18 protein-coding genes are annotated in these 20364 nt (G+C 66.2%); 12 read left to right on the forward strand and 6 right to left on the reverse strand.

Translation table 11 applies throughout. From position 1 onward, the window contains the following. The first annotated feature begins 46 nt into the window (after positions 1-46). The 4 genes from guaB to tadA all read left to right on the forward strand — a co-directional run bounded on the left by guaB (position 47) and on the right by tadA (position 5228). On the forward strand, positions 47-1516 hold the full coding sequence (gene guaB, locus PKB_RS05300) for an IMP dehydrogenase (RefSeq protein WP_043249628.1): 1470 nt from the start codon (positions 47-49) through the stop codon (positions 1514-1516). Positions 1517-1595: 79 nt separating this feature from the next. Beyond that, positions 1596-3173, forward strand: coding sequence for a glutamine-hydrolyzing GMP synthase (guaA, locus tag PKB_RS05305; RefSeq protein ID WP_043249631.1), 1578 nt, complete (start codon positions 1596-1598; stop codon positions 3171-3173). Positions 3174-3330: 157 nt separating this feature from the next. Next, positions 3331-4722, forward strand: a complete 1392-nt coding sequence (locus PKB_RS05310; protein ID WP_043249633.1) for a multicopper oxidase family protein — start codon at positions 3331-3333, stop codon at positions 4720-4722. Then, positions 4710-5228, forward strand: coding sequence for a tRNA adenosine(34) deaminase TadA (tadA, locus tag PKB_RS05315; protein WP_043256952.1), 519 nt, complete (start codon positions 4710-4712; stop codon positions 5226-5228). Before PKB_RS05310 ends, tadA begins: the two co-directional genes overlap by 13 nt. Before the next feature lie 166 nt (positions 5229-5394). Here tadA and mltF read toward each other — a convergent pair whose 3' ends face one another. Next, the gene (gene mltF, locus PKB_RS05320) at positions 5395-6864 is read right to left on the reverse strand and encodes a membrane-bound lytic murein transglycosylase MltF (RefSeq protein ID WP_043249635.1); all 1470 of its coding nucleotides are present in this window, start codon (positions 6862-6864) and stop codon (positions 5395-5397) included. 312 nt (positions 6865-7176) lie between these two features. Between mltF and purL the strand changes: the two genes are divergently transcribed. The 3 genes from purL (at position 7177) to PKB_RS05335 (ending at position 11916) form a co-directional block, all read left to right on the forward strand. Beyond that, positions 7177-11073, forward strand: coding sequence for a phosphoribosylformylglycinamidine synthase (purL, locus tag PKB_RS05325; RefSeq protein WP_043249637.1), 3897 nt, complete (start codon positions 7177-7179; stop codon positions 11071-11073). Positions 11074-11152: 79 nt separating this feature from the next. After that, positions 11153-11410 carry a CDGSH iron-sulfur domain-containing protein gene (locus PKB_RS05330; protein ID WP_043249639.1) on the forward strand — a complete coding sequence of 86 codons (258 nt, stop codon included), beginning with the start codon at positions 11153-11155 and terminating at the stop codon, positions 11408-11410. 188 nt (positions 11411-11598) lie between these two features. Then, on the forward strand, positions 11599-11916 hold the full coding sequence (locus tag PKB_RS05335; RefSeq protein WP_043249641.1) for a YqfO family protein: 318 nt from the start codon (positions 11599-11601) through the stop codon (positions 11914-11916). A 52-nt stretch (positions 11917-11968) separates the two neighbouring features. Here the strand turns inward: PKB_RS05335 and PKB_RS05340 are convergent, their stop codons facing one another. Next, positions 11969-12469 (reverse strand): L,D-transpeptidase family protein, encoded by a 501-nt coding sequence (locus PKB_RS05340; protein ID WP_043249643.1) that lies wholly within the window; start codon positions 12467-12469, stop codon positions 11969-11971. 60 nt (positions 12470-12529) lie between these two features. Then, positions 12530-13084 carry an NUDIX hydrolase gene (locus tag PKB_RS05345; protein ID WP_043249644.1) on the reverse strand — a complete coding sequence of 185 codons (555 nt, stop codon included), beginning with the start codon at positions 13082-13084 and terminating at the stop codon, positions 12530-12532. 135 nt (positions 13085-13219) lie between these two features. Between PKB_RS05345 and PKB_RS05350 the strand changes: the two genes are divergently transcribed. Genes PKB_RS05350 through PKB_RS05370 form a run of 5 tightly spaced genes read left to right on the forward strand, consistent with a single transcriptional unit; the run spans position 13220 to position 16508 of the window. Then, entirely contained in the window at positions 13220-13816 is a 597-nt protein-coding gene (locus PKB_RS05350; RefSeq protein WP_043249646.1) for a CoA pyrophosphatase, read from the forward strand. A 41-nt stretch (positions 13817-13857) separates the two neighbouring features. Continuing rightward, the gene (locus PKB_RS05355; RefSeq protein ID WP_043249648.1) at positions 13858-14385 is read left to right on the forward strand and encodes a gamma carbonic anhydrase family protein; all 528 of its coding nucleotides are present in this window, start codon (positions 13858-13860) and stop codon (positions 14383-14385) included. Further along, positions 14382-14570 carry a DUF1289 domain-containing protein gene (locus PKB_RS05360; RefSeq protein ID WP_043249650.1) on the forward strand — a complete coding sequence of 63 codons (189 nt, stop codon included), beginning with the start codon at positions 14382-14384 and terminating at the stop codon, positions 14568-14570. The genes PKB_RS05355 and PKB_RS05360 overlap by 4 nt, the downstream gene beginning before the upstream one ends. Positions 14571-14607: 37 nt before the next feature. After that, positions 14608-15789 carry a formate-dependent phosphoribosylglycinamide formyltransferase gene (gene purT / locus PKB_RS05365; RefSeq protein WP_043249653.1) on the forward strand — a complete coding sequence of 394 codons (1182 nt, stop codon included), beginning with the start codon at positions 14608-14610 and terminating at the stop codon, positions 15787-15789. Beyond that, entirely contained in the window at positions 15786-16508 is a 723-nt protein-coding gene (locus PKB_RS05370) for an SGNH/GDSL hydrolase family protein (RefSeq protein ID WP_043249655.1), read from the forward strand. Before purT ends, PKB_RS05370 begins: the two co-directional genes overlap by 4 nt. 54 nt (positions 16509-16562) lie before the next feature. Here the strand turns inward: PKB_RS05370 and PKB_RS05375 are convergent, their stop codons facing one another. The 3 genes from PKB_RS05375 to PKB_RS05385 all read right to left on the reverse strand — a co-directional run bounded on the left by PKB_RS05375 (position 16563) and on the right by PKB_RS05385 (position 20253). Beyond that, on the reverse strand, positions 16563-17864 hold the full coding sequence (locus PKB_RS05375; RefSeq protein WP_043249658.1) for an MFS transporter: 1302 nt from the start codon (positions 17862-17864) through the stop codon (positions 16563-16565). A gap of 268 nt (positions 17865-18132) precedes the next feature. Continuing rightward, positions 18133-19431 (reverse strand): HlyC/CorC family transporter, encoded by a 1299-nt coding sequence (locus tag PKB_RS05380; RefSeq protein WP_043249660.1) that lies wholly within the window; start codon positions 19429-19431, stop codon positions 18133-18135. Between the two features lie 21 nt (positions 19432-19452). Then, positions 19453-20253: a cytochrome C assembly family protein gene (locus PKB_RS05385; RefSeq protein WP_043249662.1), complete on the reverse strand. Its 801-nt coding sequence runs from the start codon at positions 20251-20253 to the stop codon at positions 19453-19455. Between the last annotated feature and the right edge of the window lie 111 nt (positions 20254-20364).

Here is a 20364-nt window from a genome sequence, read left to right on the forward strand (position 1 = left end):
GGGATATAATGCCGCGCTTCCATTTTCCCGCGTGGGAGCCCCCGCCATGCTGCGCATCAGTCAAGAAGCCCTGACGTTCGACGACGTCCTCCTGATCCCCGGATATTCCGAAGTTCTGCCCAAGGACGTGAGCCTGAAGACCCGTCTGACTCGCGGCATCGAACTGAACATTCCGCTGGTCTCCGCCGCCATGGATACCGTGACCGAATCCCGCCTGGCCATCGCCATGGCGCAGGAAGGCGGCATCGGCATCATCCACAAGAACATGAGCATCGAGCAGCAGGCTGCCGAAGTCCGCAAGGTCAAGAAGCACGAGACCGCCATCGTTCGCGACCCGGTCACCGTGACCCCCTCGACCAAGATCATCGAGCTGCTGCAGATCGCCCGCGAATACGGCTTCTCCGGCTTCCCGGTGGTGGAAGAGGGCGAGCTGGTCGGCATCGTCACCGGCCGCGACCTGCGCGTTAAGCCGAACGTCGGCGACAGCGTCTCCGCGATCATGACTCCCAAGGAAAAGCTGGTCACCGCCCGCGAAGGCACCGCGCTGGAAGAAATCAAGGCCGCGCTCTACGAGAACCGCATCGAGAAGATGCTGATCGTCGACGACAAATTCCGCCTCACTGGCCTGGTGACCTTCCGTGACATCGAGAAGGCCAAGACTTACCCGCTGGCGTCCAAGGACGACCTGGGTCGCCTGCGTGTCGGCGCAGCCGTCGGCACCGGCGCCGACACCGGCGAGCGCGTAGCCGCACTGGTTGCCGCTGGCGTCGACGTGGTTGTCGTCGACACCGCCCACGGCCACTCCAAGGGTGTCATCGACCGCGTTCGCTGGGTGAAGGAAAACTTCCCGCAGGTGCAGGTCATCGGCGGCAACATCGCTACCGGCGAAGCCGCCAAGGCGCTGGCCGAAGCGGGCGCTGACGCCGTGAAGGTCGGTATCGGCCCGGGCTCCATCTGCACCACCCGTATCGTCGCTGGCGTGGGCGTACCGCAGATTTCCGCCATCGCCAACGTCGCTGCTGCGCTCGAAGGCACCGGCGTTCCGCTGATCGCCGACGGCGGCATCCGCTTCTCCGGCGACCTGGCCAAGGCCATGGTGGCTGGCGCCTACTGCGTGATGATGGGCTCCATGTTCGCCGGTACCGAAGAAGCGCCGGGCGAAATCGAGCTGTTCCAGGGCCGCTCCTACAAGTCCTACCGTGGTATGGGCTCCCTGGGCGCCATGGCCGGTTCGACCGGTTCCTCCGACCGCTACTTCCAGGATGCCTCCGCCGGCGCCGAGAAGCTGGTGCCCGAAGGCATCGAAGGTCGCGTGCCGTACAAGGGCCAGCTGACCGCCATCGTTCACCAGCTGATGGGTGGCCTGCGCGCCGCCATGGGCTACACCGGCAGCGCCGACATCCAGGACATGCGCACCAAGCCGCAGTTCGTGCGGATCACCGGCGCCGGCATGGCCGAGTCCCATGTGCACGACGTGCAGATCACCAAGGAAGCCCCGAACTACCGAGTAGGTTGAGGGTTTCGGTAATGAGTTCGACACGGGGCTGCTTGATACAGCCCCGTGTCGTTTGAGAATTCCGCTACGAGAGACGGCCATGGCCCAAGACATTCACGCTCACCGGATCCTGATCCTGGACTTCGGCTCCCAGTACACCCAGCTGATCGCCCGCCGCGTTCGCGAGATCGGCGTGTACTGCGAAATCCACCCGTTCGACATGAGCAACGACGACATCCGCGCCTTCGCCCCGCGCGGCATCATCCTGGCCGGCGGCCCGGAGTCGGTGCACGAGCAGGACAGCCCGCGCGCGCCGCAGGCCGTGTTCGACCTGAATGTGCCGCTGTTCGGCATCTGCTACGGCATGCAGACCATGGCCGAGCAGCTGGGCGGCAAGGTGCAGGGTTCGGACCTGCGCGAGTTCGGCTACGCCCGCGTCGACGTAGTCGGCAAGGCACGCCTGCTCGACGGCATCGAGGATCACGTGGATGACGACGGCGTGCTCGGCCTCGACGTGTGGATGAGCCACGGCGACAAGGTCACCTCGATGCCGGCCGGCTTCCATATCCTGGCCAGCACCCCGAGCTGCCCGATCGCCGCCATGGCTGACGACAGCCGCGCCTACTACGGCGTGCAGTTCCACCCGGAAGTGACCCACACCAAGCAGGGCGGCCGCATCCTCTCGCGCTTCATCCTGGAAATCTGCGGCTGCGAAGCCCTGTGGACCCCGTCGAACATCGTCAACGATGCCATCGCCACTGTCCGCGCCCAGGTCGGTACTTCCAAGGTGCTGCTGGGCCTGTCCGGCGGCGTCGACTCCTCGGTGGTCGCGGCCCTGCTGCACAAGGCCATCGGCGACCAGCTGACCTGCGTGTTCGTCGACAACGGCCTGCTGCGCCTGCACGAAGGCGACCAGGTGATGGCCATGTTCGCCGAGAACATGGGCGTCAAGGTGATCCGCGCCAATGCCGAAGAGAAGTTCCTCGGCCGCCTGGCCGGCGTCGCCGACCCGGAGCAGAAGCGCAAGATCATCGGCAAGACCTTCATCGAGGTCTTCGACGAGGAAGCCACCAAGCTGCAGGACGTGAAGTTCCTCGCCCAGGGCACCATCTACCCGGACGTGATCGAGTCGGCGGGCGCCAAGACCGGCAAGGCCCACGTGATCAAGTCGCACCACAACGTCGGCGGCCTGCCCGAAGACATGCAGTTCGAACTGGTCGAGCCGCTGCGCGAGCTGTTCAAGGACGAAGTCCGCAAGATCGGCCTGGAGCTGGGCCTGCCCTACGACATGGTCTACCGCCACCCGTTCCCGGGCCCGGGCCTGGGCGTGCGCATCCTCGGCGAAGTGAAGAAGGAATACGCCGACCTGCTGCGTCGCGCGGACCACATCTTCATCGAAGAACTGCGCAACTTCGACTGGTACCACAAGACCAGCCAGGCCTTCGTGGTCTTCCAACCGGTGAAATCGGTCGGCGTGGTCGGTGACGGCCGTCGCTACGCCTGGGTCGTGGCCCTGCGCGCAGTGGAGACCATCGACTTCATGACCGCACGCTGGGCGCACCTGCCCTACGAGCTGCTGGAGAAGGTCAGCAACCGCATCATCAACGAGATCGAAGGCATCTCCCGCGTTACCTACGACGTGTCGAGCAAACCGCCGGCGACCATCGAGTGGGAATGATGGGGCCGCGTTAGCGGACCTCTCGACGACAAGGGCAGCTTTGGCTGCCCTTGTCGCATCTGGTGCCGATCGGCTGCGGCATTCCGTGGCTCGCCTTGCGTGGATGAAAATGAGAAAATCTATCATTTCCATGCAGTGGCTTTTTCCGGGGGATTACATGGGCTTTACCCGCAGACAAGTTCTTGGCGGCATCGCCGGCCTCGCCGTGGTCGGCCTCGGCGCCGGTGGCGCGCGCATCTGGCTGGCGCGCCCGCAAGTGGCCGCCGAGCACGACTACGAGCTGATCGCTGCTCCCATGGACCTGGAACTGGTGCCCGGCCACCAGACGCCGGCGCTGGTCTACGGCCACCGCTTCCCCGGCTTCGAGATCCGCGGTCGCCAGGGCGACTGGCTGCGCGTGCGCTTCACCAACAAGCTGGATCAGCCGACCACCATCCACTGGCACGGCATCCGCCTGCCGATCGAGATGGACGGCGTGCCCTACATCTCGCAGCCGCCGATCCCGCCGGGGCAGAGCTTCATCTACCAGTTCAAGACCCCGGACGCCGGCAGCTACTGGTATCACCCGCACCTGATGAGCAGCGAGCAGCTCGGCCGTGGCCTGGTCGGCCCGCTGATCATCGACGAGCGCGAGCCGAGCGGCTTCACCCAGGAAAAGATCCTCTGCCTGAAGACCTGGCACGTGGACGAGCAGGGCGCGTTCACCGCCTTCAGCGTCCCGCGCGAAGCCGCCCGCGAAGGCACCCGCGGCAGCCTGTCGACCATCAATGGCGTGGCCACGCCGGTAATCGAGCTGCCGGCCGGGCAGGTCACCCGCGTGCGCCTGCTGAACCTCGACAACACCGTGACCTACCGCCTGAACCTGCCGGGTTGCGAGGCGAAGATCTACGCCATCGACGGCCACCCGGTCGAGCCGCGTGACTTCGTCGACCAGTACTGGATCGGCCCGGGGATGCGCCTGGAGCTGGCGATCCGTGGTCCGGCGGCTGGCCAGGAACTGTCGATGCGCGATGGCGTGGTGCGCCTGGCGACCATCCGTGGCGTCGAGCCGACCAAGGCCGGTTCCGCCGACTGGCCGGCCGCGCTGCCGGCCAACCCGGTAAGCGAGCCGGACCTGGAGAAGGCCGAGACCATCAACTTCAAGTTCGAGTGGGTCGGCGCCATGACCGATTATTCGCAGGGCCAGCAGGCCCCGTCGCTGTGGCAGATCAACGGCGTAGCCTGGCAGGGCGGCGAAGAGCACAAGCACAGCGGCCCGCCGCTGGCTAAGCTGGAGCTCGGCAAGAGCTACATCTTCACCCTGCGCAACATGACCCAGTACCAGCACCCGATCCACCTGCACGGCATGACCTTCAAGGTGCTGGACTCCAACCGGCGCAAGATCATCCCGTACTACAGCGACACTTACCTGCTGGGTAAGAACGAAACCGCCCGCGTGGCGCTGGTGGCGGATAACCCGGGGCTGTGGATGTTCCACTGCCACGTCATCGATCACATGGAGACCGGCCTGATGGGCACCATCGCCGTGGGAGACGCCTGGTGCGGCTGACCAACAGCAAGGGCCACCCGACGGTGAAGGGATTGGTCCCGGTGATCGATCGCAGTCGCGACCGCGAGTTCATGCGCGAGGCCATGCGCCTGGCGGAGCAGGGCGCGGCGCTGGGCGAGGTGCCGGTGGGCGCGGTGCTGGTGCTGGACGGGCAGATCATCGGCCGCGGCTTCAACCAGCCGATCACCGCGCACGACCCGAGCGCCCACGCCGAGATGGTGGCTATCCGCGAGGCGTCCACGGCGGCCGGCAACTACCGGCTTCCCGGCAGTACGCTCTACGTGACCCTGGAGCCGTGCAGCATGTGCGCGGGCCTGCTGGTGCACGCGCGCATCCAGCGCCTGGTCTACGCGGCCACCGAGCCCAAGTCGGGAGTGGTGATCAGTCGCGGCGCGTTCTTCGCTCAGGACTTCCTCAACCACAAGGTTCTGGTGGAAGGTGGCGTGCTGGCGGAGGAATGCAGTGCGATGCTCTCGGCCTTCTTCAAGGCGCGGCGCAAGGGCTGAACGCTCGGTGTCTTCTGGCTCCCCGGAAGCAGCGTAGGAGCGGATCTCATCCGCGAAAATCCCCGCGCCGATCTCTCCCTGTAGGGGCGCGCCATGCGCGCGAATCGCGGACAAGGTCCGCTCCTACGGAAAGTCATGATTGTCCGTTTGATCCGTACGAAGCGCGTCAGAGCTTCTCGTCCGGATTCTCGTTCGGCCGGGTCTTGTTCACCCCCGGCAGGTGCAGGCCGCTCTCGGCGAGCTGGCCGCCTTCCATCTGCGGCTGGGTCACCCAGGTCAGGATGTCGTAGTAGCGGCGGATGTTCTGCACGAAGTGCACGGTTTCGCCGCCGCGCGCATAGCCGTAGCGGGTCTTGCGGTACCACTGCTTCTGTCCCAGGCGCGGCAGCATCTTCTTTACATCCAGCCACTTGTCCGGGTTCAGGCCTTCCTGCTGGGCCAGCTTGCGCGCGTCGTCCAGGTGCGCACCGCCGATGTTGTAGGCGGCGAGGGCGAACCAGGTGCGGTCCGGTTCCTTGATGCTATCCGGCAGCTCGTCGCGAATCTGGTCGAAATACTTGCCGCCGCCCTGGATGCTCTGTTTCGGGTCGAGACGGTTGGACACACCCATGGCCTGCGCGGTGCGGTTGGTCAGCATCATCAGGCCGCGCACGCCGGTCTTGGAGGTGGCGTCGGGCTGCCACATGGACTCCTGGTAGCCGATGGCGGCGAGCAGGCGCCAGTCCATCTGCAGGCTCTGGGCGATCTGCCGGAACGGTTGTTCGTAGCGCGGCAGGCGCTGCTGCAGGTGCTGGGCGAAGGTATAGGCGCCGACGTAACCGAGCACGTCGACGTGGCCGTAGTAGCGATCCTTCAGATGCTGCAGGGTGCCGTCCTGCTTGGCCTGGTCGAGGAACTTGTTGACCTCGTCGTACAGGCTGCTGTCGTCGCCGCTTGGCAGTGCCCAGGCCAGGCCGCGGGTGTCGCCGAGGTCGAAGGCGACGCGGATGTTGGGGAAGTAGACCTGGTTCATCGCCAGCTCGTTGGAGTCGACCAGGGTCAGGTCGATGTCGCCGGAGTCCACCTGGCCGAGCAGGTCGACGATCTCGTCGGCGTCGGACTCCTTGTAGTCCAGCTTCGGGTAGCGCTTCTTCAGTTCGGCGAGTTGCGCGGCGTGGCTGCTGCCCTTGAGCACGACGATGCGCTTGCCGACGAGGTCTTCCGGGCGGGTCGGGCGCGGCGCGCCATTGCGGTAGATGACCTGCGGGGTGACGTCGAGGTAGGCGTGCGAGAAACGCACTTGCCCGGCGTACTCGCCACCCGGTGTCAGGCCGGCGGCAGCCAGGTCGGAACCGCCGGCCTTGCCGAGCTTGGCGTAGAGGTCTTCGAGGTTGTCGGCGGTCTGGATTTCCAGCTTCACGCCCAGGCGATCGGCGAAGCGCTTGGCCAGCTCGTATTCGAAGCCGGTCTCGCCATTGCGATCCTGGAAGTAGGTGGCAGGGCTGTTGCGGGTGATCACGCGCAGCACACCGTCCTTCTGCACCTTCTCCAGGACCGTAGGCGTTTTCGCCTCGCTACAGCCGGAGAGCAGCAGAAAGATAAAGGTCGCCAGGATCCATACGGCGGAGCGCGCGCGGGACACGTTGTGGGCAAACATCGACGCAGTATACGACAAGGTTACCCGGCCCAATATCTGGACAGTCCGGGGCATCTCTGCTAGCCGTCGGCTTCCCGGCGCACGCGGATTCGCGCAGTGCGCCACCGACGGGGCTCTGGCGCGCGCCCGGGCGCCATCCTCGAAGCCCTTCGAAGATCGCTGGCGGTCGCTGCACAAGAAATGGCCGAAAGGGGGTGTGATCAGCCGAGCTGCGGGTGCCGCCGGCCCTCGCTTTACGGTAGAATGCACGGCCTCTGCGGGCCGGCCCTCCCGGCTCTGCGATTTCCCCTGTCTCCAGAGGCTGTTCCGACAATGCTGATCCTGCGCGGTGCTCCCGCCCTTTCCGCTTTCCGCCACGGCAAACTGCTCGACCTGCTGACCCAGCATGTGCCCGCCGTAACCGGGCTGTATGCCGAGTTTGCGCACTTCGCCGAGGTCACCGGAGCCCTCAACGCCGAGGAAGAACAGGTCCTCGCACGCCTGCTGAAATATGGCCCGAGCGTACCCGTGCAGGAGCCCGCAGGTCGTCTGTTCCTGGTCGTACCGCGCTTCGGCACCATCTCGCCGTGGTCGAGCAAGGCATCGGACATCGCCCGCAACTGCGGCCTGGCCAAGATCGAGCGCATCGAGCGCGGCATCGCCTTCTACGTCAGCGGTGAGCTGAGCGAAGCCGACGCGCAACTGGTCGCTGCCCGCCTGCACGACCGCATGACCCAGCTGGTGCTGGCGCAACTGGAAGAGGCCGCCGGCCTGTTCAGCCATGCCCAGCCCAAGCCGCTGACCGCCGTCGACATCCTCGGCGGTGGCCGCGCAGCCCTGGAAAAGGCCAACGTCGAACTGGGCCTGGCCCTGGCCGAAGACGAGATCGACTACCTGGTGAAGAGCTTCGTCGAGATGGGCCGCAACCCGCACGACGTCGAGCTGATGATGTTCGCCCAGGCCAACTCCGAGCACTGCCGCCACAAGATCTTCAACGCCAGTTGGGACATCGACGGCCAGGCTCAGGAAAAGAGCCTGTTCGGCATGATCAAGAACACCTATGAAATGCACCGCGAAGGCGTGCTGTCCGCCTACAAGGACAACGCCGCGGTCATGACCGGCTCGGTCGCCGGACGCTTCTACCCCGATCCGCAGACCCGTCAGTACGCCGCCAGCCAAGAGCCGGTGCACATCCTGATGAAGGTCGAGACGCACAACCACCCGACCGCCATCGCCCCGTTCCCCGGCGCCTCCACTGGCTCCGGCGGCGAGATTCGCGACGAAGGCGCGACCGGTCGCGGCGCCAAGCCCAAGGCTGGCCTGGTCGGCTTCACCGTTTCCAACCTGAACATCCCCGGTTTCGAGCAGCCCTGGGAAGTGCCTTACGGCAAGCCCGAGCGCATCGTCACCCCGCTGGACATCATGATCGAAGGCCCGCTGGGCGGCGCCGCGTTCAACAACGAGTTCGGCCGTCCCAACCTGACCGGTTACTTCCGTACCTTCGAGCAGGCCATCGCCACCCCGCGCGGCGAGGAAGTCCGTGGCTACCACAAGCCGATCATGATCGCCGGCGGCCTGGGCAACATCCGTGAAGACCACGTGCAGAAGGGCGAGATCTCGGTCGGCGCCAAGCTGATCGTGCTCGGTGGCCCGGCCATGCTGATCGGCCTGGGCGGCGGTGCGGCCTCCTCCATGGCCACCGGCGCTTCCGCTGCCGACCTGGACTTCGCCTCGGTGCAGCGCGAGAACCCGGAAATGGAACGCCGCTGTCAGGAGGTCATCGACCGCTGCTGGCAGATGGGCGACAACAACCCGATCAAGTTCATCCACGACGTCGGCGCCGGCGGCATCTCCAACGCCCTGCCGGAACTGATCAACGACGGTGGCCGCGGTGGCCGCTTCGAGCTGCGCGCGGTGCCCAACGACGAGCCGGGCATGAGCCCGCTGGAGATCTGGTGCAACGAGTCCCAGGAGCGCTACGTGCTCTCCGTGGACGCCGCCGACTTCGAGGCCTTCAAAGCCATCTGCGAGCGTGAGCGCTGCCCGTTCGCCGTGGTCGGCGAAGCCATCGCCGAGCCGCACCTGACCGTCGCCGACAGCCACTTCGGCAACAAGCCGGTGGACATGCCGCTCGACGTGCTGCTCGGCAAGCCGCCGCGCATGCACCGTTCGGTCGCCCGTGAAGCCGAAATCGGCGACGACTTCGACGCCTCCGCGCTGAACATCGGCGAAGCCACCGAGCGCGTGCTGCGTCACCCGGCCGTGGCCAGCAAGAACTTCCTGATCACCATCGGCGACCGCACCATCACCGGCCTGGTCAACCGCGACCAGATGGTTGGCCCCTGGCAGGTACCGGTGGCCGACTGCGCCGTCACCGCGACCAGCTTCGATGTCTACACCGGTGAAGCCATGGCCATGGGCGAGCGCACTCCGCTGGCCCTGCTCGATGCCCCGGCCTCCGGCCGCATGGCGATCGGCGAGACCATCACCAACCTGGCCGCCGCGCGCATCGAGAAGATCTCCGACATCAAGCTGTCGGCCAACTGGATGGCCGCTGCCGGCCACCCGGGCGAGGACGCGCGCCTGTACGACACGGTCAAGGCCGTTGGCATGGAACTGTGCCCGCAGCTGGGCATCACCATCCCGGTGGGCAAGGACTCCATGTCCATGAAGACCCGCTGGCAGGATGGCAACCAAGAGAAGAGCGTGACCTCGCCGCTGTCGCTGATCATCTCCGGCTTCGCCCCGGTGACCGACGTGCGCCAGTCGCTGACTCCGCAGCTGCGCCTGGACAAGGGTGACAGCGACCTGATCCTGATCGACCTCGGCCGCGGCAAGAACCGCCTGGGCGGTTCGATCCTGGCGCAGACCTACGGCAAGCTCGGCCAGCAGGTTCCCGACGTCGACGACGCCGAAGACCTCAAGGCCTTCTTCGCCGTGATCCAGGGCCTGAACGCCGACGGCCACCTGCTGGCCTACCACGACCGTTCCGACGGTGGCCTGCTGGCCGCCGCGCTGGAAATGGCCTTTGCCGGCCACTGCGGCCTGGCCCTGCGTCTCGACGCGCTGGCCGCCAGCCGCGAGGAACTGGCTGCCGCACTGTTCAGCGAAGAGCTGGGCGCAGTCATCCAGGTTCGCGAAGACGCAACGCCGGAAGTGCTGGCGCAGTTCAGTGCCGCCGGCCTGGGCGATTGCGTGGCCGTGATCGGCCAGCCGGTCGCCGGCGACGCCATCGACCTGAGCTTCAACGGCGAAGCTGTCTACAGCGCCGAGCGCCGCGTGCTGCACCGTGTCTGGAGCGAAACCAGCTACCAGATCCAGCGCCTGCGCGACAACGCCGACTGCGCCGACCAGGAGTTCGACGGCCTGCTGCAGGAAGACAACCCCGGTCTGTCGGCCAAGCTCAGCTACGACGTCAACGAAGACATCGCCGCGCCCTACATCAAGAAAGGCGTGCGCCCGCAAGTGGCGATCCTCCGTGAGCAGGGCGTCAACGGCCAGGTGGAAATGGCGGCGGCATTCGACCGCGCCGGCTTCGCCGCGGTGGACGTGCACATGAGCGACATCCTCGCCGGTCGCGTCAGCCTGGAAGACTTCAAGGGCCTCGTGGCTTGCGGCGGCTTCTCCTACGGCGACGTACTGGGCGCCGGTGAGGGCTGGGCCAAGTCGATCCTGTTCAACGCCCGTGCCCGCGATGGCTTCCAGGCCTTCTTCGAGCGCAAGGACAGCTTCGCCCTCGGCGTGTGCAACGGTTGCCAGATGATGTCCAACCTGCACGAACTGATCCCCGGCACCGAGTTCTGGCCGCACTTCGTGCGCAACCGCTCCGAGCAGTTCGAAGCGCGCGTGGCGATGGTCCAGGTGCAGGAGTCGCAGTCGATCTTCCTGCAGGGCATGGCCGGTTCGCGTATGCCGATCGCCATCGCCCACGGCGAGGGCCATGCGGAGTTCGAGAGCGAGGAAGCCCTGCTTGAGTCGGACCTGTCCGGCTGCGTGGCGCTGCGCTTCGTCGACAACTTCGGCAAGGTCACCGAGAGCTACCCGGCCAACCCCAACGGTTCGCCGCGTGGCATCACCGGCCTGACCAGCCGCGACGGCCGCGTGACCATCATGATGCCGCACCCGGAGCGTGTATTCCGCGCCGTGCAGAACTCCTGGCGCCCGGACGAGTGGCAGGAAGACGCCGGCTGGATGCGTATGTTCCGCAATGCGCGTGTCTGGGTGGGCTAAGGCCGCACCTGAAAGAGGAAAAGGGGAAGGCTCATGCCTTCCCCTTTTTCGTTCTGCCGCCGGTTGATCGAGGAAAGGAATGCCTGTGGATATCCTCCCTGAAGTCCGCCGCGTCGAACCCGGCCAGCCGCAGCGCCTTTGCCAATGCGGACGCTCATCGACGCTGCCGGACTGCCCGGCCGACTGCCGCGATGCACTGGAGCTGAGCGTGCCGCGCGAACGCCTGCTGCTGCTCTGCCGCTGCGGTCGCTCCGCCAGCCTGCCGTATTGCGACGGCAGTCATGCGCCACCCGCCAAAGGTTGGGCTGCCCGCTGGCGTCGCTTTATCGGAGAGTGAATTCGCCTGAATCGGCTGTCCGTCACATTTCTCGCAGCGCCACTCTGGCATTCAGAACGTGAAGACATTCGCGCTGTCGAAATTTTCTGTATGTGACCCGTGGGTCTGTAGAGGCAATGTGCCATTACCTGTGGCAGCATTCGCACTCGACTCCCAACCCGGTTCAGTCTTCCGACTCGGAGCGTCCGATGTACAAATTGTGTTTCTACGTTCCCGAAACTCACCTGGAGACGGTGAAGAAGGCGGTGTTCGCCGCAGGTGCAGGACGCATCGGTGCTTATGACAGTTGTTGCTGGCAAGCCTTGGGCCAAGGCCAGTTCCGCCCGCTGCAGGGCAGCAATCCGTTCCTTGGCCAGGCCGGCCAGGTCGAGCGAGTGGCCGAATGGAAGGTCGAGATGGTGGTGGCCGACGAGCTGATCCACGACTCGGTCAAGGCGCTGAAGGCGGCGCATCCCTACGAGACGCCAGCTTTCGAGGTCTGGCGACTGTCAGACATGGTGTTTTGAATCGCTACCCATGAAAAAGGCGCCCTCGGGCGCCTTTTTCGTTGCCGCACCCTCAGGGGCGGATTTCGATCAGCGTGCCGTCCTTCACCAGGCCCCAGAGCTCGCGGATGTCGTCGTTGGTCATGGCGATGCAGCCATTGGTCCAATCCAGCGTGGAGAAGTACCACTCCGGGTATTCGTCGCTCAGCGGCGTGCCGTGGATCATGATCATGCCGCCGGGTGCCAGGCCCTTCTCGCGGGCGCGAGCGACGTCACGGGCGTTGGGGTAGGAGATGTGGATCGACAGGTTGAACTTGTCGCTGGTCTTGCGCCAGTCGATCCAGTAGAAGCCTTCCGGCGTGCGGTTGTCGCCCTCGGCCAGCTTGGGGCCGCGCGGGCTCTTGCCCAGGGAGATGCGATAGCTCTTGAGGATCTTGCCGTTGCTCAGCAGGTGCAGCTTGTGCTCGGACTTTAGGACCAGGACCTTGTCGATCGGGCCTTGCAGCGTCGGCGTCGCATTCGCCTGCGTGAAGGTGGCAAAGGTCAGGCACAGAAAGGCAAGCAGCCAGCGCATGGAACGGAATCCCCCGGGTGTTCGATAAAGCGCCGCGAACGACGGCTGTATGAAAAGTGATCAGGTCTTCTTGTTATGACCTTGCATCGGTGCAATGGTCTCGTTGCGTACCGGGAAGTCCTGCTCGCGCCGGTCGCCGAGGTAGCATTCTAAGGTACGGCCCACGGTGGGGAAAGCCAGCTCCGACCAGGGAATCTCCGACTCGTCGAACAGCTGCACCTCCAGGCTCTCTTCGCCGGCAGCGAAGTCCAGGTCGGCCAGCTCGGCGCGGAAGAACACATACAGCTGGCTGATGTGCGGCAGGTCGAAGAGCGTATACAGCTGCAGGCCACTGACCCGCGCACAGGCTTCTTCCAGGGTTTCGCGGGCGGCGGCCTGTTCCATGGTCTCGCCGTTCTCCATGAAGCCGGCCGGCAGCGTCCAGTAACCCTGGCGCGGCGCGATAGCGCGGCGGCAGAGGAGGATGCGGCCTTCCCAGACCGGCAGGCAGCCGGCGACGATCCGCGGGTTCTGGTAGTGAACCGTCTGGCAGCTGTCGCACACGTAGCGCGGCCGGTTGTCGCCGCTGGGAATGCGCAGGCTCACGCTGGCGCCGCACTGACTGCAGAATTTCATGCCCTGTCCCCGATCTGGATTGTCGTCATCTTGCTCGTCCGGGCCCCCGGCCAGCAAGGGGTGGGGCTTGGGCAGGGGAGCCTTTCGTGCCATGATTCCGCAATTGATTGAACGGCTTACATGCAGGATGTCCGCATGCTGGACGAGCTGCGCCGGCGCATCACGGCGCACACCCCCCTCGAACTGAACAGCGAGCAAGGCCTCCCGGAGGCGGCGGTGCTGCTGCCTGTCACCCGCAGCGAAGAGCTGGTGCTGACCCTGCGCGCCACCGGCCTGTCCACCCACAGCGGTGAGGTCGCCTTTCCCGGCGGGCGCCGCGATCCGGACGACGTCGACCTGATCCACACCGCCCTGCGCGAGGCGGAAGAGGAGATCGCCCTGCCGCCGAGCCTGGTGGATGTGGTCGGTCCGCTGAGCGACCTGGTCTCGCGCCACGGGATCAAGGTGACCCCATTCGTCGGTTTCGTCCCCGACTTCGTCGAGTACAAGCCCAACGACGGCGAGATCGCCGCCGTGTTCAAGGTGCCGCTGGAGTTCTTCCGCGGCGATCCGCGCGAGATGACCCACCGCATCGACTACTTCGGCCGCAGCTGGTACGTGCCCAGCTATCGTTTCGGCGAGTACAAGATCTGGGGCCTGTCGGCGATCATGGTCGTTGAACTGGTCAACCTGCTGTTCGATGACCACATCGACCTGCACCAAGCGCCGCCGCAATTCATCAAGCTCAGCTGAAGCAGCGAGCCTCATTACAAGAGATGCCTGAGGACCTTCCGATGAAATACCGCCTGGGCCAGGCCCGAGTCGAAACCCATCCCGACAGCTGGATCGCGCCGAACGCCGCGGTGATCGGCAAGGTGCGCCTGGATGCAGGCGCCAGCGTCTGGTTCAACGCGGTGCTGCGCGGCGACAACGAGCTGATCCACATCGGCGAGAACAGCAACGTCCAGGACGGCACCGTGATGCACACCGACATGGGCTTCCCGCTGACCCTCGGCAAGGGCGTGACCATCGGCCACAACGTGATGCTGCATGGCTGCACGGTGGACGACTACAGCCTGATCGGCATCAACGCCGTGGTGCTCAACGGCGCGAAGATCGGCAAGTACTGCATCATCGGCGCGAATTCGCTGATCCCCGAGGGCAAGGTGATTCCCGATGGCTCGCTGGTCATGGGTTCGCCCGGCAAGGTGGTGCGCGAGTTGACCGAGCAGCAGAAGAAGATGCTCGAGGCCAGCGCCGCCCACTACGTGCACAACGCCCAGCGCTACGCCCGCGACCTCGCCGAGCAGGACGAGGAATGACCCAGGAACGCCCGGTCGCATCGCCCTGCGTGCACGTCTGCGCGCTGGACGATGCCGATGTGTGCCTGGGTTGCCAGCGCACGGCAGACGAGATCACCCGCTGGGGCCGCATGGACAACGACGAGCGCCGCCAGGTGCTGCAGCGTTGCGCCGAGCGCGCCCGCGAACAGGGCGTGCTGATCTAGCGCGCCACAGAACTTCCCCTTCCCGAGGTCCGACGCTATGCCCCGTATTGGAACCCCCCTGTCGCCGACGGCGACCCGTGTACTGCTTTGCGGCTCCGGCGAGCTGGGCAAGGAAGTGGTGATCGAGCTGCAGCGCCTGGGCTGCGAAGTGATCGCCTGCGACCGCTACGCCAACGCGCCGGCCATGCAGGTAGCGCACCGCAGTCACGTGCTGAGCATGCTGGACGGCGCCGCCCTGCGCGCAGTGATCGAGCAGGAAAAGCCGCACTACATCGTCCCGGAAATCGAGGCCATCGCCACCGCGACCCTGGTCGAGCTGGAGGCCGAAGGCTACACCGTGGTGCCCACCGCACGCGCCGCGCAGCTGACCATGAACCGCGAAGGCATCCGCCGCCTGGCGGCCGAGGAGCTGGGCCTGCCGACCTCGCCGTACCACTTCGCCGATACCTACGAGGACTACGCTGCGGCCGCGGCTTCGGTCGGTTACCCCTGCGTGGTGAAGCCGATCATGAGCTCCTCCGGCAAGGGCCAGAGCGTGCTCAAGTCCGATGCCGATCTGAAAGCCGCCTGGGATTACGCCCAGGAAGGCGGCCGCGCCGGCAAGGGCCGGGTGATCGTCGAGGGCTTCATCGACTTCGAATACGAAATCACCCTGCTGACCGTTCGCCACATCGGCGGCACCACCTTCTGCGCGCCTATTGGCCACCGTCAGGTGAAGGGCGACTACCACGAATCCTGGCAGCCACAGGCCATGAGCCCGAAAGCGCTGGCCGAGTCCGAGCGCGTCGCCAAGGCGGTCACCGAGGCCCTGGGCGGCCGTGGTCTGTTCGGCGTCGAGCTGTTCGTGAAGGGCGACCAGGTGTGGTTCAGCGAAGTCTCGCCGCGTCCGCACGACACCGGCCTGGTGACCCTGATTTCCCAGGACCTCTCCGAGTTCGCCCTGCACGCGCGCGCCATCCTCGGCCTGCCGATTCCGGCGATCCGTCAGTTCGGGCCCTCGGCCTCGGCGGTGATCCTGGTCGACGGCGAGTCGCAGCAGGTCAGCTTCGGCAACCTGGGGGCCGCCCTCGCCGAGCCGGATAGCGCGCTGCGCCTGTTCGGCAAGCCGGAAGTCTCCGGCCAGCGCCGCATGGGCGTGTCCCTGGCGCGTGCCGAGTCGATCGACGAGGCGCGGGCCAAGGCGACCCGTTCGGCCGAATCGGTAGTCATCGAGCTGTGAACCGATTGGCCGGGCTGGCGTGGTGGGCGGCAGCGCTGCCGCTCATGCCGTTGGTCCTGCCACTGGCCGTGCGCACCCGGCGCACGGCCTTGCGCCTGTCTCCCGCCGCCGGTGCCTGCGAAGGGCTGGCCGGCGCGGAATTTTCCGGAGAAGCGTTGCGCCTGCTGCTGCTCGGTGAGTCGACGGTGGCGGGTGTCGGCGCTTCCTGCCTGGATTTCGCTCTCGCTGGGCGCCTGGCGCTGGCCTTGGCGTCACGCCTGCAACGGCCGGTGGCCTGGCGCGCGCTGGGCGAGAACGGCATCACCGCCGGTGAGGCTTGCGAACGTTTGTTGCCTGGCGCCGATGCTCGCTACGACCTTGTAGCGCTGGTCTTCGGCGTCAACGACACCACCCATTTCAGCTCCAGCCAGCGCTGGCTGGCATCGATGCAGCAGCTGATCGAACACTTCCAGGCGAGTGGCGCACGAGTGGTCTGCACCGCCGTGCCGCCGTTGCAGCACTTCACGGCCTTGCCCTGGCTGCTGCGGCAGTTGCTCGGTTGGCGTGCGACGCTGCTGGATCGTCAGCTCCAGGCGCTCGCTGCAACTGCAGGCGCCGGGTTCTGTGCGGTCGGCCTGGAAATGCAGCCGCAGTACCTCGCCATCGACGGCTATCACCCCTCTGCGCTGGGCTATCAGGTCTGGGGTGAACACCTGGCGGATTGGCTGGTAGCGACGTAGGGCGTACAACCGTTCGCGGTTGTACGCCGATACACCTTTCCCACGCCCTTCGGTTCAGAGTTCCTGCTCGCGCGTCTCGTGCAGGCACAGCACGGCAATCAGGCTGACTGCCGCCGCGACCGAAACATACCCGCCCACCCAGCTCAGCCCGCCCAGGCTCACCAGCTTCTGCGCCGCATAGGGCGCCAGCGAGGCGCCGAGGATTCCGCCCAGGTTGTAAGCCGCCGACGCGCCGGTGTAGCGCACGCGGGTGGGGAATAGCTCCGGCAGCAGGGCGCCCATGGGGGCGAAGGTCACCCCCATGAGGAACAGCTCCAGCGCCAGGAAAATCGCCACTTCCACGGACGAGCCCTGGCTCAGCAGAGGCTGCATGGCGAAGCCGGAGAGGATCGCTGCGAGGCAGCCGGCGATCAGCACCGGGCGGCGGCCGAAGCGGTCACTGAGCCAGGCGGAGATGGGCGTGGCGGCGGCCATGAAGAGCACGGCGAAGCACAGCAAGCCGAGGAATTGCTCGCGGGTGTAGCCGAGGCTGGTGACCCCGAAGCTCAGCGAGAACACGGTGGATATGTAGAACAGCGCGTAGCACACGACCATGGCCAGTGCGCCCAGGACCACCGGGCGCCAGTGATGGGCGAACAGCTCGGCGATGGGCAGGCTGGAGCGCTCCTGGCGTTCCATGGCCTTGGCGAACACCGGGGTTTCCGCCAGTTTCAGGCGCACGTAGAGGCCGACCACCACCAGCAGGGCGCTGAGGATGAAAGGCACGCGCCAGCCCCAGCTGCGGAACTGCTCCTCGCTTAGCAGCATGGCCAGGCTCAGGAACAGGCCGTTGGCGCAGAGGAAACCGATCGACGGGCCCATCTGCGGGAACATGCCGAACCAGGCGCGGCGGTGCTTGGGGGCATTCTCGGTGGCGAGCAGTGCGGCGCCGCCCCATTCGCCGCCCAGCCCCAGGCCCTGGCCGAAGCGCAGCAGGCAGAGCAGGGCAGGGGCCCATGCGCCGATGCTGTCGTAGCCCGGCAGCAGGCCGATCAGGGTGGTCGACAGCCCCATCAGCAGAAGCGAGGCGACCAGGGTCGACTTGCGGCCGATGCGGTCGCCGAAATGGCCGAACAGCGCCGAGCCCAGCGGCCGGGCGAGGAAGGCGATGCCGAAGGTGACGAAGGCGCTGAGCATCTGCGCCGTGGGATCGGTTTGCGGGAAGAACACCGGACCGATCACCAGCGCGGCGGCGGTGGCATAGACGTAGAAATCGTAGAACTCGATGGCGGTGCCGATGAAACTGGCGACCGCGACCCGTGCGGTGGAGTTGACGGGCGCCTGTTCGGAGGCGGCGGCAAGGCTGGCGGTGCTCATGGGATATCCCTGTCTGTCGGGGCCGGCGCGGCTCTGTGGGCGCGTCCGGCGGCGAAGGTGGTGTCGTCCTGGCGCGAAGCACCGCCCGGGTGCGGGCAGGGAAGGGGCTCGCGCCGGTTCGGGCGAGGCCGTGTGCTTCACCGGGCGCAGGCGTGGGGCCGGGCTCGGGTGGGCGCTTGACGGGCCGCGGCGGTCACGCGGGTAGTGTGGGCCGGGGTGCGGGATGCTGGGTAAGCAGAGCGGCGATTATAGGGCGGTCGCAGCGCGCTCAGGCAAGCTCGTCGGGGCTGTCCTGCAGGGGCGCAGCGGCGCGCCCGGTGAGCCAGACCCGCACGCTCTTCACACGGTTCTCACCGGACTGCAGGATTTCCAGGCGATAGGGGCCGATGCGCAGGCAAACCGGGCAGTCCGGAATCTGCTCCAGGGCTTCGGTGACCAGGCCGTTGAGGGTCTTGGGCCCTTCGCTGGGCAACTGCCAGCCGAGGGTGCGGTTGAGCTCGCGCAGGTTCGCCGAGCCGTCGATGACGTAGGTGCCGTCGCTCTGCGGGTGGATGTCCGGGTTGCGCAGTGCGTCGGCGTTGCTGAACTCGCCGACGATCTCCTCGAGGATGTCTTCCAGGGTGATGATGCCGATCACCTCGCCGTATTCGTCGACGACGATGCCGATGCGCCGTTTCTGCTTCTGGAAGTTGATCAGCTGGGTGGTCAGCGGCGTGCTTTCCGGGATGAAGTAGGGCTCGAGGCAGGCGGCGCGCAGGCTTTCCTTGGTCAACTGGTCGTGGGTCAGCAGGCGGGCGATCTGGCGGATGTGGACGATGCCCTCGATCTGGTTGATGTCGTTGCGGAACACCGGCAGGCGCGTGTGGGTGGTGTTGCGCAGCTGGCTGATGATGCTTTCCAGCTCGCCGTCCAGGTCGATGCCCTGAACCTCGTTGCGCGGCACCATGAGGTCGTTCACGGTGATCTTTTCCAGGTCGAGGATGCTCAGCAGCATGTCCTGGCGGTTGCCGCTGAGCTTCTCGCTGGAGTCGCTGACCACGCTGCGCAGTTCGTCGCTGCTCAGCGGCTTGCTCTTGCGTTGGGTGGCGTCCAGGCCGAACAGGCGCAGGATGTTGTTGCTCACGCCGTTCATCAGCCACAGCAGCGGGCTGAACAGGCGTTGCAGCCAGAGCAGTGGCAGGCTGGCGGGGAAGGCCACGCGCTCGGGGCGCAGGGTGGCGTAGGTCTTGGGGGTGATCTCACCGAAGATCAGCAGGATCAGCGTCAGCACCAGCGCGGTCGGCGCCACCGCGAAGTCGCCCCACAGGCGCAGGGCGAGGAGGGTGGCCAGCGACGAGGCGACCACGTTGACCAGGTTGTTGCCGATCAGGATGGTGCCGAGCAGGCGATCGGTGCGCAGCAGCAGCCAGCTGGTGCGCCGTGCCGCGCGGTTGCCCTGCTTGGCCAGGTGGCGCAGACGATAGCGGTCGATGCTCAGCACGCCGGTCTCGACGCTGGAGAAGAACGCCGAGCAGAACAGCAGGAAGATCAGCAGACCGACCAGGTAGCCGGGTTGGATATCGTCCATGCGTGGCGTGCTGCCCCTCGATCAGATATGGAGGATGAATTCCTTGACCAGCTTGCTGCCGAAGTAGGCCAGCATCAACAGGCAGAATCCGGCGAGGGTCCAGCGGATTGCCTTGTGGCCGCGCCAGCCGAGCTGGTGACGTCCCCATAGCAGTACGGCGAAGACCACCCAGGCGAAGCAGGACAGGATGGTCTTGTGCGCCAGGTGCTGGGTGAACAGGTTGTCGAGGAACAGCCAGCCGGAGATCAGCGACGCCGAGAGGAGCACCCAACCGCCCCAGAGGAAACCGAACAGCAGGCTTTCCATGGTCTGCAGCGGAGGGAAGCTGCGGATCCAGCCGGCCGGATGCTTCTGCTTCAGGCGCCGGTCCTGGACCAGCAACAGCAGCGCCTGGACCACCGCGATGGTGAGCAGGCCGTAGGCCAGCACCGAGAGCAGGATGTGGGCGAGGATGCCGGGCTGCTCGTTGATCGGCTCCAGCGTGCCGTGTGGCACCAGGGTCGCCAGCAGCGTGGTCGCGGCGCCCAGCGGGTAGAGGAAGAGCAGCAGGTTCTCCACCGGGATGCGCAGGCAGGCCAGCAGGGTCAGGGCGATGATGGCGGCGGAGATCAGGCTGGCGGCGTTGAAGAAGTCCAGTACCAGGCCGGCCGGGGTGATCAGCTGCTGCGACAGGCTCAGGCCCTGTGCCAGCAGCGCCAGCAGGCCGAGGAGCAGGATCAGGGGTTTGAGCGGCGCCGCGCGACGGGCCAGCTGGATGCCGTGATGGGCCGTGGCGCCGAGGTAGAGGACGGCGGCGAGCAGGCTGGGCAACAGAGGGTGCATAGGTCCTTGGAGGGTCCGTCGAAAAGCGCTGAGTTTGGCATATAAAGGCCGTGCCGAGAAAGCAGCCGGGAATGCGTCGCTTTTGCGCCGTATGACGTTGCACGGGTGGAT

Source organism: Pseudomonas knackmussii B13 (assembly GCF_000689415.1).
GTDB classification, from domain to species: domain Bacteria; phylum Pseudomonadota; class Gammaproteobacteria; order Pseudomonadales; family Pseudomonadaceae; genus Pseudomonas; species Pseudomonas knackmussii.